This is a genomic window from Ruegeria sp. BG5, assembly GCF_056538425.1.
This window is the reverse complement of sequence record NZ_JBQFTC010000003.1, coordinates 164,327-178,355: the sequence shown is the minus strand read 5'-3', so window position 1 is coordinate 178,355 and position 14,029 is coordinate 164,327. Positions and strand designations below refer to the sequence as shown.

At 59.5% G+C, this 14,029-nt stretch carries 12 protein-coding genes, 1 pseudogene and 1 riboswitch; of the genes and pseudogenes, 8 read left to right on the top strand and 5 right to left on the bottom strand.

The genetic code is table 11. From position 1 onward, the window contains the following. Window positions 1-20: 20 nt before the first annotated feature. The 5 genes from ACR0KX_RS12945 to ACR0KX_RS12925 are packed head-to-tail and all read right to left on the bottom strand — an operon-like array spanning window position 21 to window position 6,348. On the bottom strand, window positions 21-1,103 hold the full coding sequence (locus ACR0KX_RS12945; protein WP_170622175.1) for a sn-glycerol-3-phosphate ABC transporter ATP-binding protein UgpC: 1,083 nt from the start codon (window positions 1,101-1,103) through the stop codon (window positions 21-23). Window positions 1,104-1,107: 4 nt separating this feature from the next. Then, window positions 1,108-2,763: an alpha-glucosidase gene (locus tag ACR0KX_RS12940; protein WP_170622176.1), complete on the bottom strand. Its 1,656-nt coding sequence runs from the start codon at window positions 2,761-2,763 to the stop codon at window positions 1,108-1,110. 9 nt (window positions 2,764-2,772) lie between these two features. After that, entirely contained in the window at window positions 2,773-3,921 is a 1,149-nt protein-coding gene (locus ACR0KX_RS12935) for a carbohydrate ABC transporter permease (RefSeq protein ID WP_170522762.1), read from the bottom strand. A 5-nt stretch (window positions 3,922-3,926) separates the two neighbouring features. After that, on the bottom strand, window positions 3,927-4,934 hold the full coding sequence (locus ACR0KX_RS12930) for a carbohydrate ABC transporter permease (protein ID WP_170453810.1): 1,008 nt from the start codon (window positions 4,932-4,934) through the stop codon (window positions 3,927-3,929). Window positions 4,935-4,989: 55 nt separating this feature from the next. Beyond that, the gene (locus ACR0KX_RS12925; RefSeq protein WP_170622177.1) at window positions 4,990-6,348 is read right to left on the bottom strand and encodes an ABC transporter substrate-binding protein; all 1,359 of its coding nucleotides are present in this window, start codon (window positions 6,346-6,348) and stop codon (window positions 4,990-4,992) included. A 220-nt stretch (window positions 6,349-6,568) separates the two neighbouring features. On the opposite strand from ACR0KX_RS12925, the gene ACR0KX_RS12920 reads away from it, so the two are divergent. The 8 genes and pseudogenes from ACR0KX_RS12920 to ACR0KX_RS12885 all read left to right on the top strand — a co-directional run bounded on the left by ACR0KX_RS12920 (window position 6,569) and on the right by ACR0KX_RS12885 (window position 14,029). Next, the gene (locus ACR0KX_RS12920) at window positions 6,569-7,597 is read left to right on the top strand and encodes a substrate-binding domain-containing protein (RefSeq protein WP_170622178.1); all 1,029 of its coding nucleotides are present in this window, start codon (window positions 6,569-6,571) and stop codon (window positions 7,595-7,597) included. A gap of 4 nt (window positions 7,598-7,601) precedes the next feature. Then, window positions 7,602-8,900, top strand: a pseudogene (locus ACR0KX_RS12915) (GH1 family beta-glucosidase); the annotation flags it as partial. A 21-nt stretch (window positions 8,901-8,921) separates the two neighbouring features. Beyond that, window positions 8,922-9,929, top strand: coding sequence for a glucokinase (locus ACR0KX_RS12910; RefSeq protein ID WP_480708513.1), 1,008 nt, complete (start codon window positions 8,922-8,924; stop codon window positions 9,927-9,929). Window positions 9,930-9,963: 34 nt separating this feature from the next. Next, window positions 9,964-10,890: a carbohydrate kinase family protein gene (locus ACR0KX_RS12905; RefSeq protein ID WP_170622180.1), complete on the top strand. Its 927-nt coding sequence runs from the start codon at window positions 9,964-9,966 to the stop codon at window positions 10,888-10,890. Window positions 10,891-10,908: 18 nt separating this feature from the next. Next, a complete protein-coding gene (locus ACR0KX_RS12900; RefSeq protein ID WP_170622181.1) occupies window positions 10,909-11,574 on the top strand; it encodes a D-lyxose/D-mannose family sugar isomerase in 666 nt (221 codons plus the stop codon). A 59-nt stretch (window positions 11,575-11,633) separates the two neighbouring features. Continuing rightward, window positions 11,634-11,837, top strand: a riboswitch (cobalamin riboswitch). Window positions 11,838-11,936: 99 nt separating this feature from the next. Continuing rightward, window positions 11,937-12,293 carry a DUF1636 domain-containing protein gene (locus tag ACR0KX_RS12895; RefSeq protein WP_170622182.1) on the top strand — a complete coding sequence of 119 codons (357 nt, stop codon included), beginning with the start codon at window positions 11,937-11,939 and terminating at the stop codon, window positions 12,291-12,293. Further along, window positions 12,290-13,066 carry an ABC transporter ATP-binding protein gene (locus ACR0KX_RS12890; protein ID WP_170622183.1) on the top strand — a complete coding sequence of 259 codons (777 nt, stop codon included), beginning with the start codon at window positions 12,290-12,292 and terminating at the stop codon, window positions 13,064-13,066. Before ACR0KX_RS12895 ends, ACR0KX_RS12890 begins: the two co-directional genes overlap by 4 nt. Before the next feature lie 12 nt (window positions 13,067-13,078). Next, complete coding sequence (locus tag ACR0KX_RS12885; protein WP_480708484.1) at window positions 13,079-14,029, top strand: ABC transporter substrate-binding protein; 951 nt, start codon at window positions 13,079-13,081, stop codon at window positions 14,027-14,029.

The window sequence follows — 14,029 nt, the reverse complement described above, 5'->3', positions numbered from 1 at the left end:
CGCACGGCCCTTGTTTTCGGTTATTTTCGCATCGACATTCCGTTGTGGAACAAATGCACCTTGTCCGGGGCGGCGGTCACCGACGCGGTCTGGCCCCGCAGGTTTCGTTGCACGCCGGGCAGTTTGGCGAGGACCGATTCTGCCCCTTCGGATTTCTCGAAATAAAGCAGTGTGACCTCGCCCAAGGCTTCGGTGAAATCGACGGTGCCGGACAGGATCGGATCGCTGTCGGTCAGGACAAAATCTTCGGGCCGAACGCCAATATTGACCTGTTTGCCTTCGTCCCCAGCCTCGGTCGGGATTGTCGAAACCGCCGTGCCACCAGAGGCCAGCGAAACAGTGGTCATCTGCCCGGTGCCCGTGATCGTGCCCGGCAACAGGTTCATCGAGGGTGAGCCGATGAACTGCGCCACAAACTCATTGTCCGGCGTTTCATAAAGCTCCAAAGGAGTTCCGACCTGCGCAATCCCTTTGTTGGCCAGAACCACGATCCGGCTGGCCAGCGTCATGGCCTCGACCTGATCGTGGGTCACATAGATCATCGTGCTGTCAGGCATCGCCTCTTTCAGACGCGCAATCTCGATCCTTGTGGCCACGCGCAGGGCGGCATCGAGGTTCGAAAGCGGTTCATCGAACAGATACACCTTCGGATCACGTACAATCGCGCGCCCGATAGCCACCCGTTGCCGCTGACCGCCTGACAGCGCTTTGGGCAAACGATCCAGAAACGGTTCGAGCTGAAGGATTTTGGCGGCACGCTCGACCGAGGCGTCGATCTCGGAGGCTGGCATCTTGGCGATCTTCAGGGCAAAGGCCATGTTCTCACGCACGGTCATATGCGGATAGAGCGCGTAGGATTGGAACACCATGGCGATGCCGCGCTGCGCAGGCGGGACTTCGTTCATGACCTGCCCTTCGATCTCTAGCGTGCCACCAGAGATCTTCTCCAACCCTGCGATCATCCGCAGCAAGGTGGATTTACCGCAGCCCGAGGGGCCGACGAAGACAATCAACTCACCCTGTTCGATGTCCAGATCGATATGTTTCAGGACATCAACAGGACCATAGGACTTGGCAACGTCCGTCAGCTTGAGTTCAGACATGGCTTTACCCCTTTTCCCTGATCATCAGGCAGAATTGTGCTTCGTTCAGTGTGACTTGCCCGGTGCCATCCACCGCGCCAAGGTCCTGACCAATTGGCCGCCAGTCACCTTCTGGCAGACGCAGATCGGCGCTGTCCGAGCCCAGATTGAAGGCGCAGAACACCTGTTCGGTTTCATCTTCACGTAGGAAAGTCAGGATCGGTCCGGTCTGCTCCATCCGCGTCTGCGTGCCCGAGGCCAACGCGGAATGCGACTGACGCAAGGCAATGGCACGGCGATAGTGGTTCAGCATCGACATCGGATCATTTTCCAACCGATCCACCGCCTGTTCAGCCTGCGCCATGCTGACCGGCAGCCATGGCTCAGCCGCGCTGAAACCGGAATGCTCATCCTGTGCGGCCCAGACCATCGGCGTCCGGCAACCGTCGCGTCCCTTGTATTCGGGCCAGAACTCGATGCCGTAAGGGTCTTGCAGTTTTTCAAAGGGCACATCCGCTTCGTGCAGACCCAGCTCTTCGCCCTGATACAGACAGGCTGAACCGCGCAGGCACATCATCAACACAGCATGTTGCCGGGCGGCAGCCTCGGTCAGGTTCCAGCGCGAGGCATGGCGGGCGACATCGTGGTTCGAAAACGCCCAGCAGGGCCAGGCGTCGCCTGCTTTCGTTTCCAACTGATCAAAGACCTGCTTGGCGTAGTCGGCCGTCAGCGCGCGCTTTTCCAAAAACTCGAACGCGTAGCACATATGCATTCGCTTATCGCCGGTGGTGTATTCGCCCATGATCTCAAGCCCGCGTTGGGCATCCCCGATCTCGCCCAGACAGGCGCGGCCTTCATATTCGTCGGTCAATGCGCGAAGACGTTCCAGAAACGCGATGTTTTCCGGCTGGCTTTTTGAGAACAGGTGATCCTGATGGTTATACGGATTCACCGCAGGCGCGATCGAGGCATTGCGCTGATCCTCGGGCAGCGCCGGATTGTCCCGAAGCGCTTTGTCGTGGAAGTAGAAGTTGATGGTATCCAGGCGGAACCCGTCAACGCCCATATCCAGCCAGAATCGCGCAACGTCCAGCAGCGCGCCCTGTACTTCAACGCAGTGAAAATTCAGGTCGGGCTGCGAGGTCAGAAAGTTGTGCAGGTAATATTGCAGACGGCGGGAATCCCATTGCCAGGCCGAGCCGCCAAAAATCGACAGCCAGTTGTTAGGTGGTGTGCCGTCCGGCTTGGGGTCGGCCCAGACAAACCAATCGGATTTCGGGTTGTCTCGGCTGGCCCGGCTTTCGCTGAACCACGGATGCTGGTCCGAGGTGTGCGACAGCACCAGATCGATCATCACCTTCAAGCCCTTGGCATGGGCCTTGGCCAGCAGGTCCTGAAAATCCGCCAGCGTGCCGAACATTGGGTCCACGTCCCGATAGTCGCTGACATCGTAACCGAAATCCTTCATCGGAGATTTGAAGAAAGGCGAAATCCAGATCGCATCCACGCCAAGCGACGCGATGTAATCGAGCCGTTGGGTGATGCCTTTCAAATCCCCAATCCCGTCGCCATTGCTGTCCTGAAAGCTGCGCGGATAGATCTGATAGATCACACCGCCGCGCCACCACTCGGATGTCGCTTTGGTCGATTTGGTAATGTCCACGATGTTTTGCACGTTCATCAGACGCCTCTATTTGACAGATCCGGCCAACAGGCCCCGGACCAGATATTTTTGCATTGCGAAGAACACGACCAGCGGCACGAAGATCGACACAAAGGCCGCTGTCGCAAGGATTTCCCAATTGCCGCCTCGGGTTCCCAAAAGCTCGACAATCCGGTTGGTCATTACGGTGGTCTGACCGGTTGCATCGATCAGGAAAACCTTGGCGACCAGCAGGTCGTTCCATGTCCACAGGAACTGGAAGATCGCGAATGAAGCCAGCGCCGGGAAGCTGAGCGGCAGGATCAGCTTGGTGAAGATCTGGAACTCGGTCGCGCCATCGACGCGCGCGTTTTCGATCAGATCACGTGGCAATCCGGCCATGTAGTTGCGCAGCAGGTAAATCGCCAACGGCATCCCAAAGCCCGTATGGGCCAGCCAGACACCCAGATAGCCTTTGCCGATGCCGATATTCAGGTGGAATTTCAGCAACGGGATCAAGGCCAGCTGCAGCGGCACCACCAGAAGGCCGACCACCGCCGCGATCAGCAGCGCACGGCCCGGAAAATCCATCCATGCCAGCGCATAGGCTGCAAAAGCCGCCACAAGGATCGGGATGATCGTCGCCGGGATCGTCACCGTCAGCGTATTGAAGAACGCTTTGGCCATATTGTCGTCACCGCTGTTGCTCAGCAATACGGTGCCGTAATTCTCCATCGTGAATTCCGACGGTACTTTGGCGGTGACAAAGACACGCGCGCCACGATTGCCGGTGAACGCCTCGGAGTTCTCCATTCGGTAGTTGCCCTCTGCGTCCACGGTGATTGTACCGCCCCTGCGCAGTTCGGCCACATCGCCGGGTGCGAAGGCATCGATCTCACGCGCGCTGATCCCCCATTTTGAAATCGTCGCCTGCTGCGCTTCGTCGAACAGGTTGCCCTCGATCACATACAGATCACCCTGTTGCACCTGAGTTTCGGGCGCGGCGGCGCGGATCGTCAGGTTCTGTTCCGACGGGAACATGGCGCGCCACCAGCCGCTGCTGGAAATCTGATCCGCCGTGCGGAACGAAGAAATCAACAGCCCCAGTGTCGGCACCAGCCACAGCACGACCAGAAAGATGACCGAGCCATGAACCACCCACCTGAGGGCGGGTTTGGTTCCTGCAATATCGCTCATACCCGCTACTCCATTTCCTTGCGCGCATTGCGCACGTTCCAGACAAGGATCGGGGTTACCAGCAGCATGATGACCATGGCCGAGGCCGAACCGACCCCCCAGTCATCGCCCCGGAACAGCTTGTCATACATGTAATTGGCCAGGACCTGCGTCTCCCATTGCCCGTTGGTCATGGCAAAGACGATGTCAAAGACCTTCAGCACCGTGATCGTGATCGTCGTCCAGACGACGAGAATGGTTGTCTTGATCTGCGGCACCTTGATCTTGAAGAAAATCTGAAACGGGTTGGCCCCGTCCAGAATAGCGGCCTCGATCGTTTCTTCGGGAATACCGCGCAGGGCCGCTGACAGGATCACCATCGCAAAGCCGGTTTGGATCCAGATCAGGACGATCATCAGGAAGAAACTGTTCCAGAACGGCACCGTCAGCCATGTCTGCGGCTCGGTCCCGCCAAAGAAGATATAAAGCGCGTTCAGGATGCCGATCTGGTCTTGCTCGGCTGGCCGGGCGTCATAGACCAGCTTCCAGATGACCGATGCACCGACGAAGGAAATCGCCATCGGCATGAAGATCAGCGATTTGGCAAGATTGCCCCAGCGGATGCGGTCGGTCAGTTGCGCGACCAGCAGACCAAAGGCCGTGGACATCGCAGGCACCACGATCAGCCACAGCATGTTGTTGCGCATGGCCTCCCAGAATTTCGGCTCGGCGGCCATCTGGCCGTAGTTTTCCAGCCCGACCCATCTGTACCCGCCGCCGGGCACGCGTTCCGTGAGGGACAGACGCAAGGTTTCAACCACCGGATAGGCCAGATACAGGCCAAGTGCGGCCAGCGCGGGAAACAGAAACAGCCAGGGCCGGATCATGTTCGCGCGGTTGATGTTGCGTCCCGCATTCGGCCCGCGCGGCGGGAACAGGACTTTGTCCAGAAACTGGTTCGAGAGGTAGAAGTAGCCCACGCAACCCGACACACCGATGATGATGGTCAGCAGGCCCTGAAGTGCCGGTGTCATGACGCCCTCATGTGTTTGGAAACGGGGCAGCCGGTGGGCCGCCCCATAACATCAGTTACTTCGCGGCATCCCACGAGGACTGGATTTCGCCGGTGACTGTGGCGGCATCTTTCGCGCCCGACGAATAGTCGACCATACCGGTCCAGAAGGTCCCCGCGCCGACCGCACCGGGCATCAGGTCCGAGCCGTCAAAGCGGAAGGTGGTGGCGTTTGTCAGAATCTCACCCTGTCCGCGCTGCGTGTCATTGGCGTAATTTTCGGGGTTTGCGCCCAGATGCGGGGTCAGGAACCCGTCCTGCGACATCATGATCTCATGCGCGAAGGGGGTTTTGAGGAATTCCATGAATGCCTCGGCCGCCGGGTTCGGGTTGGTGATGGTGAACAGCGTGCCCGCACCCAGAACCGGGGTGCCCAGATCCTTCTCGGCATAGGCCGGGAAGTAGAAGAAATCAGCATCCACACCCAGCTCGGTCCCTTCCGGGAAGTAGGCCGGAATGAACGAGGCCTGACGGTGCATCATACAGGCCGGCGGGCTGTCGAACAGGCCCTTGGGGCTGTCGCGGAAATCAATCGCGGCGGTGTCATCGGCATCACCCACGACGTAGTCGTCATTGCGGGTAAAGCTGCCATATTCCTCGATCGCGGCGATCACGCGCGGATCGTCGAACTTCATTTCGTTCGAAACCCACTGGTCATAAACCTCGGGCGGCTGGGTGCGCAGCATCAGATCCTCGACCCAGTCGGTCGCGGGCCAGCCAGTGGCACCACCAGACGCCAGACCAACACAAAGCGGCGTTTCGCCATCTTCGACCATCTGGTCCATCAGTGCTTTGAACTCTTCCATGGTCTGGGGCACTTCGTAGCCGAAATCCTCAAAATTCTCGGGGATGTACCAGACCAGGGATTTCACGTTCACATTGAAGAAGAAGCCGTAGAACCCGTCTTCACCTTCGGCATTTTCAAATGTCCCAAGATCAACCCAGGACTGCCCGGCGGCAAAATTCTCTTTGATCCAATCTGCCGACCCTTCGGCCAGAGGTGTCAGATACCCGTTTTTCGCCATGTTGGCGGCAAGACCGGGCTGCGGAAAAACAGTTAGGTTGGGGGCCGACCCGGCGGCAGCGTCAATCAGGATCTGCTGTTCCAGCGAATCCGACCCGACATAGCTGGCATTGGCGCCGGTTGCGTCGACGAAATAGGCCACAAGGTTCTCGAAAGAATCGCCCTCACCCGCCAGCCATGGCCCGAAAATCGTCAGGTCCTGACCGGTCAGGTCATGAGCATCGGCAAAAGCCTGCAACCCGTCCCAATCAAAGTTTCCATCGCCGACAGCATGAATCATTTCACCTTCGGCATGCACGGACCCGGCCATCAGGGCGAGCACCGCCGCGCCTGCATATAGCGAGTGTTTCATCAATAATCCTCCCAAGACAACAACGCGCTTCTGAGATTCGTTTTTCAAAGCGCTTTGGATGCGGAACTTTATCCGCTAACATTCAGCCTCTGTCAACAATCTGTTTCTGATACTGCACTATGTTTGGCAGAGATCGAATTGACGGAATACAGGTTGACGAATGGTCGATTTGGCCACAAAACAAGTCTAACACCTCATTTGAAGGCGCTTTGAACCGCTCATGAACCTGAAACAGCTCTCGGAAATCCTGGGTCTTTCACAGACAACCGTCAGCCGCGCGCTGAACGGCTATCCGGAGGTGAGCGAGGATACGAGGGTCCGGGTTCAGGCCGCTGCGCAGAAACATGGATACCGACCGAACAGCCGGGCCAAGGGGCTGGCGACGGGCAAGTCCATGGTGATCGGGCATGTGATCCCCAGCTCATCCCAGCATGAAATGGTGAACCCGATTTTTGGGGATTTCGTCGCCGGTGCTGCAAAGAAATATGCCGAGCATGGCTATGACATGATGTTCACAAACGCCGACGACACCTCGATCGAAGAAGCTTATCGCAGCCTGTTTCAACGCGGCGCGGTGGACGGGGTCGTGCTGCAAGGTCCCAAGGTGAACGAGCATCGGATTTCAGTGCTCAGCCGCATGTCCGTGCCGTTTATCGTGCACGGACGTTCAACTGGGGTGGACCTGCCTTATGACTGGATCGACGTGAACAACAAAAGTTCGTTTCAGCGCGCGACCCGGTTTTTGCTGGATCTGGGCCATCGCCGCATCGCATTGATCAACGGGCTTGAGGATATGGATTTCGCCCATCGCCGCCGCGACGGGTATCTTGCTGCGCTGGCGCAGGCCGGGCTGGTGCCGGATCCCGACCTGATGCGCAGCGCCGAAATGACCGAGGTTTACGGCCATCACGAAACCCGCGCCATGCTGGCGCTGGACAATCCGCCCACCGCAATTCTGACTGCGTCCATGATCTCGGCCATTGGTGTGCGCCGCGCTTTGGAGGAGGCTGGCTTGCAGATGGGCCGCGATGTGTCCGTGATTGCCCATGATGACGACCTGTCCTACCTCAAGAACGGGCAGGACGTGCCCATTTTCACAGCCACACGCTCATCCGTGCGTCAGGCGGGGGAACTGGCCGCCGACATGCTGATCGAGCGCATCAAGTCCCCGAACGATCCGACCAAAACCAAATTGCTCGAGGCGGAACTGGTCGTGGGCAGATCAACCGGCCCGGTGCCAAGCAGGTAACAAAATGAAATACACCCGCGCTGATTTCCCCAAGGATTTTCTCTTTGGTGTGGCAACCTCGGCCTATCAGATTGAAGGCCACGCGAAGGGCGGCGCTGGCCAGACCCATTGGGATACCTTCGCCGCCTCGCCCGGCAATGTCGTGCGCTGCGAAAACGGCGATCTGGCCTGCGATCACCTGAACCGGTTCCCGAAAGATTTCGATCTGGTGCGCGAGGCCGGGTTTGATTGCTATCGCTTTTCAACCAGCTGGGCGCGGGTCATGCCCGAGGGGCGCGGTCAGGTCAATCAGGCCGGGCTGGACTACTACGACCGGCTGACCGATGCGCTGCTGGATCGCGGCATCCGCCCCTGCGCCACGCTTTATCATTGGGAATTGCCTTCGGCCCTGGCCGACCTCGGCGGCTGGCGCAACCGCGATATTGCCGGGTGGTTCGCCGATTTCACCGAGGTCATCATGGGCCGCATCGGCGACCGTATGCACAGCGTCGCCCCGATCAACGAGCCCTGGTGCGTGAGCTGGCTGAGCCATTTCGAAGGGCACCACGCCCCCGGCATGCGCGACATTCGTGCGGCCGCGCGCGCCATGCACCATGTTCTGCTGGCCCATGGGCGCGCCATTCAGGCCATGCGGGGGCTGGGGATGAACAACCTGGGTGCGGTGTTCAATCTGGAATGGGCCGAACCCGCCGACAGCAGCCCAAAGGCACGCGAGGCCGCCGATCTTTATGATGGGATTTACAACCGGTTCTTTCTGGGTGGCGTCTTCAAGAAAGCCTACCCGCAGAATGTGCTGGACGGGCTGGAAAAGCACTTGCCAACCGGTTGGCAGGACGATTTCGAAATCATCGGAACGCCCGTCGACTGGTGTGGGCTGAACTATTACACCCGCAAGCTGATCGCCCCGTCCGACACCGCATGGCCCAGCCTGAAAGAGGTGCCCGGCCCGCTGCCAAAAACGCAGATGGGGTGGGAGATCGAGCCGACGGCCCTTTCTAGTTTTCTGACCCGCACGGCGCGGGATTACACAGGGGATCTGCCGATCTATGTCACCGAAAACGGCATGGCCAGCCCCGAACGGCAGCAGGATGACGACCGGATAGAGTATTTGAATCAGCATCTTACGGCGGTGCAAACTGCGCTGGATCAGGGCGTTCCGGTCAAGGGCTATTTCATCTGGTCGCTGCTGGACAATTACGAATGGGCGTTCGGCTATGAAAAGCGGTTCGGGTTGGTCGATGTGGATTTCGACACGCTGGAGCGCAGACCCAAAGCCTCGTTTAACGCGCTGAAGTCGGCGCTGGCGCAGGGTGAACCCGTTGCGGTGCCCCTGGCACAACCGGCAGGTGCGGTGCATGAGCATTGGAACCTGGTAGCAGATATCGGCGGCACCAACACCCGGCTTGGGGTCATCACAAACGGAGAGCTGACGGATCTGCGCAAGCATCCGACCGGTACCCTGCCCGACCTGCTGGAGGCGTTCCACAGCCTGCGTGATGACGTCGGCACCGACCCTCAGGCCGTTGTCGCCGCAGGCGCGGGCCCGGTTCGCGATGGCGTGATCCAACTGACAAACGCCCATCTGGACCTGTCCGAGGCTGAGTTAGCCAAGGCCACAGGTGCCCGACATACCTATGTGATCAACGACTTCACCGCGGCAGCATGGTCCGTGGCCGAGGCAACGAAGGCCGATGTGGCCGTGCTGCAGGGCGACCCTACACCGCCAACCGGCACCCGTCTGGTCGTTGGCCCGGGAACCGGGCTGGGGGTCGGGGCGCTGTTGTATTCGGAAGGACATTACCACACAGCCTCGGGCGAAGGCGGTCATGTCGGTGTCTCCCCGCGCCACCGGGACGAGGTTGATATTTTCGAAGCCGCCCGTCACATCGCGCCGGACTGTTTCTTTGGCGACAGCCTGAAGCTTGAAGCTGAAATGTTCCTGAGCGGAACGGGTCTGCCTGTCCTCTATCAATCCATCGCACTGGCCGCCGGTCAGATTGACGCAGCGCACCGCCCGGCAAAGGACATTCTTCACGACGCCCGCAACGGATCGGATGCACATGCCGTCAAAGCGGCAGAGATGTTCACGACCCATCTGGGCGCTCTGCTGGGTGATCTGGCCGTCACCTTGATCCCTCGGGGCGGCGTGTTCCTGGTGGGCGGCGTGGCGGAGAAGAACCGCTGGCTGTTTGGCGAGCGCTTTCTGGATGCCTTCAATCAAGGCGGGCGATTCAGCGATTTGCGGCAAGGGATGAACCTTTATATCTCGGAACAGGTCGAATTTGGCATTGTTGGCGCTAACAACTTCTGTAAAAATGCGCTCATGCGGTAAAACCGTGTGACCATTTCCAAAGAAGGACCGCGGGATGATCCTGTGTTGTGGCGAAGCCCTGATCGACATGATCGCCGAACCGACCAATTCAGGCGCGCAGGGCTATGTGCCCCATTCCGGCGGCGCAATTTTCAACACGGCCATCGCGCTGGGGCGCTTGGGCGCGCCGGTGGGGATGCTGACGGGCCTGTCCTCGGATATGTTTGGCGCGCAATTGGCGGACACGCTGAAGGCAAGCCATGTGGACACCTCGCATGTGATTGTCAGCGACCGCCCGACCACTTTGGCTTTTGTGAAGCTGGTGGATGGGCATGCCTCGTACAGTTTTGTTGATGAAAACACGGCGGGGCGAATGTTGCAGCCCGAGGATATGCCGCAGCAATTGCTGGCGACCTCGACCCTGTATCTGGGGGGGATCAGTCTGGCTTGTGAACCCTGTGCCGATGCCTATGCCGCGCTGCTCGACCGTCATGGCGGCGACCGCGCGGTGATGCTGGACCCGAATATCCGGCCGGGATTCATCAAGGACCAGACCCGCTATCGCACCCGCCTGAATCGCATGATCGCGCAGGCCGATATCGTCAAGGTTTCGGACGAGGATCTGGATTGGATCATTCCCGGGCCGGAAACCCATGCCGAGAAGGTGCCCTTGTTGCTGAAGGCCGGGCCGTCGGTGGTGATTGTGACGCGGGGCAGTCAGGGGGCGTCGGGCTATCTGGCGGACGGGTCCGAGACATCGGTGGCGGTCAAACCGGTGCAGGTTGTCGATACTGTGGGCGCCGGCGATACGTTCAACGCGGGCGTTTTGGCCGAACTCCACCGCGCCGGGCACCTGAGCAAAGAGGGCCTGCGCGCCTTGACGCCTGATAGCCTGCGCGCGGCTTTGTCCCTGGGCGCAGAAGTGGCCGCCGTCACCGTATCCCGCGCCGGGGCAAATCCGCCCTGGGCGCATGAGCTTTGATCCCACGAGGGAACCGACATGAAACGATCCGACATCAACGACATCAAGACCGAGGCGCAGGCCTTCATCAAATCCTTCGGCGCGGTCCTGCCGCCCTTCGCCGACTGGTCCCCTGATCAGATGCGCAGCGCAAAGGCCGACACGATCCGCGCCCGTGGTTTGGGCTGGGACATTACCGATTACGGTCAGGGCAAGTTTGATGAACTGGGCCTGTTCCTGTTCACCCTGCGCAATGGCGACGTGAATGATCTGAACCAGGGTCGCGGTATGCTTTATGCCGAGAAACTGCTGATTTCGCGCGACAAACAATTGTCTCCGATGCACCGCCATATCATCAAGGCCGAGGACATTATCAACCGGGGCGGCGGTGATCTGGTGATGGAGATCTACGCCTCGGACACCGAAGGCGGCATTGATCGCGACAATCCGGTGGTTGTGCCCAGCGACGGCTGCGATGTCACCATCACCCCCGGCGAGTTGCTGCGCCTGAAACCCGGCGAAAGCGTGACCCTGATGCCCGGTATCTGGCATGCTTTTTGGGCCGAGCGTGGGGATTGTCTGATCGGTGAGGTCTCAACCGTCAATGACGACCGCACGGACAATGTGTTCGAACAACCGATCCCCCGGTTCGCGACCATTGAAGAGGACGCAGCACCGGAATTTTTGCTGGTTGCGGATTACTAAACACTCAGTCCGCGCCGCCAAAATCTCGGTCAGAACGCTTGACAATTAAATCCGCGACAGACTAGCTGACCAGCGATGGTTCCCGTTGCGATGCCTGCGGGATGAAAATGGGAATACGGTGCGGCCCTGCGGCCAAATCCGTGACTGCCCCCGCAACTGTAAGCGGAGAGCGACGCCAAATCACCACTGGCCTGAACAGGTCGGGAAGGTTGGCCAAGCCATGACCCGCAAGTCAGGAGACCTGCCATCACCTGTGCAACCAACCCGGGGCGGGGCGTCCTGGAAGGAGGATTTGATGGCTCAATTTTTCGCCTGCGGGCGTGGCTTCTTCTTTTCGCGCGGTTTCCGCAGCGGGGACAGCCATGTCATCCCAAGCTGACCACTTCGTCCTGATCTGTTCGACCTGTCAGGGTGAAATCGAAGCCAAGGCAGCCAAGGCCAGTTTGGACGCAACCTTACCACCGGGGTTTGCGACCCGGTTGATTGCCTGCATGGCAGGGTGCGAACGCCCCTTGACCGTTGGGCTGCAAGCCGAAGGCAAGGCGCAATACCTGTTCGGCGATATCCAAAGCCCCGCCGATCTGGACGCGATTGCCGCCTTCGCCCGCCAGTTCCGCGACAGTGCCGACGGCTGGACCAGCGCAGCCGACCGGCCCCCTGCCCTGCTTTACAAAACTCTGGCGCGTCTGCCGCGCCTTTCGACAGAGGGCAAGATATGAGTTTTCTGGTTGCCAAGGGGCTCGAATACTACGCCCTGAATGGGGATGTGTTGCTACAGGATGTCTCCTTCTCATTGGATGAGGGGTCGATCCTGGCCATTGCCGGGCCAAACGGGGCCGGGAAAACCACGCTGTTGAACCTGCTTTGCGGCCTCGAACGTCTGGCCCTGGGCGATGTGACGATCAAGGGGCAAAGCCTGCGTCAATTGTCCGCCCCGGAACGGGCACGCACCATCGCCGTGGTCGGGCAGCAGGAACTGCCTGACGGCCGGTTGAAACTGCGCGACTATGTGGCCCTTGGGCAAATCCCGATTCAGGCCGACCGGTCCGCCGAGGATCATAAGGCCGATCTTGAGCGGGTGCTTGAGATCACCGAACTGGTCCCGCTGGCCGATAAACCGATGCAACGTCTGTCCGGCGGGGAACGTCAGCGGGCGCATATCGCACGGGCTCTGGCGCAAAGGCCATCGCTTTTGTTTCTGGACGAGCCGACAAACCACCTCGACCCCGACGCCAAGGGCCACATGCTGTCGCTGGTGGCCGAACTGGGCGTGACGGTTGTGATGATCGTGCACGATCTGGTCATGATCCCCGAATTCGCCACCCATGTCGCTTTGATGAAGGCAACCCGCATGACCGGCTTCGGCCCGGTTCCCGAAGTTCTAACACCCGAGCGTGTGCGCGATACGTTTGGCGTTGACTACCTGTGTTTCCAGCACGAAGGGCGCGTGATCCCGGCGCTGGATATCCGAAAACGAAAGCTGTCATCTTAACAGGAGAATTTGATGATGCAGAAATTCTGGTCCGTAGTCCTTGTTTCGGGCCTCGCGAGTGGTGCGGCGGCACATGAAGTGACCGTCGACAATTGCGGAGAACCACTGGTGTTCGACGGCACGCCCGAGCGGATTGTCGTGCACGACATGAACATGACCGACATGGCCTTTGCGCTGGGTTTGCAGGACAAGATTGTCGGCCTGACCGGCATTACCGGCTGGTACAAGACCAGCCCGGATTTCGATGCAAAACGCGGTGACATCCCGGAACTGGCGCCCAAATACCCCACCGTCGAAAATCTGGTCGCGGTCGAGCCGGATATGTTCTTTGCCGGTTGGTATTACGGCATGCAGCCGGGTGGCGAAGTCACCCCCGACACGCTGGAACCCTTTGGCATCAAAACCATGGTCCTGACCGAAAGCTGCGTTCACCTGAACAAGGACCGCCCCGAAGCCAGCATGGACCTTCTGTTCGATGACGTGCTGCGTCTGGGCAAGGTGATGCATGTGGAAGACAAGGCCGAAGCGTTGGTTTCGGGCTGGAAAGACCAGCTGGCGGCCATCGAATCCAAAACCGCAGACCTGCCGAAACCCCGCGTCTTCCTGCTGGACGGTCCCGCCGATGCGCCCTTTACCGCCGGTAAATTCGCCATTCCAGACGCCATGATCGAGGCTGCGGGCGGTGTCAGCGTCACCCATGACATGGACACCAGCTGGGGTCGCACCTCATGGGAAGCAGTGGCCGCCGCAAACCCCGAATTTCTGGTCCTACTGGACTATCAGACCGGGAACGGTGCCGAGGACACGTTCAAGTTTCTGCAGGAGCATCCGGCCATGTCCCTGACCGATGCCGTCAAGAACGAACGCTGGATCGGTCTGCGCTATGAAGAGCTGACACCGGGACCGGCAAATATCGACGCCATCGAAAAGATGGTTTCGGCCATGCACCCGGAGCTCAACTAA

Bases quoted from the DNA above. Each gene is read 5' to 3' on its own strand.
- ACR0KX_RS12945 (WP_170622175.1), bottom strand. From the start codon at position 1,103: ATGTCTGAACTCAAGCTGACGGACGTTGCCAAGTCCTATGGTCCTGTT.
- ACR0KX_RS12940 (WP_170622176.1), bottom strand. From the start codon at position 2,763: ATGAACGTGCAAAACATCGTGGACATTACCAAATCGACCAAAGCGACA.
- ACR0KX_RS12935 (WP_170522762.1), bottom strand. From the start codon at position 3,921: ATGAGCGATATTGCAGGAACCAAACCCGCCCTCAGGTGGGTGGTTCAT.
- ACR0KX_RS12930 (WP_170453810.1), bottom strand. From the start codon at position 4,934: ATGACACCGGCACTTCAGGGCCTGCTGACCATCATCATCGGTGTGTCG.
- ACR0KX_RS12925 (WP_170622177.1), bottom strand. From the start codon at position 6,348: ATGAAACACTCGCTATATGCAGGCGCGGCGGTGCTCGCCCTGATGGCC.
- ACR0KX_RS12920 (WP_170622178.1), top strand. From the start codon at position 6,569: ATGAACCTGAAACAGCTCTCGGAAATCCTGGGTCTTTCACAGACAACC.
- ACR0KX_RS12905 (WP_170622180.1), top strand. From the start codon at position 9,964: ATGATCCTGTGTTGTGGCGAAGCCCTGATCGACATGATCGCCGAACCG.
- ACR0KX_RS12900 (WP_170622181.1), top strand. From the start codon at position 10,909: ATGAAACGATCCGACATCAACGACATCAAGACCGAGGCGCAGGCCTTC.
- ACR0KX_RS12895 (WP_170622182.1), top strand. From the start codon at position 11,937: ATGTCATCCCAAGCTGACCACTTCGTCCTGATCTGTTCGACCTGTCAG.
- ACR0KX_RS12890 (WP_170622183.1), top strand. From the start codon at position 12,290: ATGAGTTTTCTGGTTGCCAAGGGGCTCGAATACTACGCCCTGAATGGG.
- ACR0KX_RS12885 (WP_480708484.1), top strand. From the start codon at position 13,079: ATGATGCAGAAATTCTGGTCCGTAGTCCTTGTTTCGGGCCTCGCGAGT.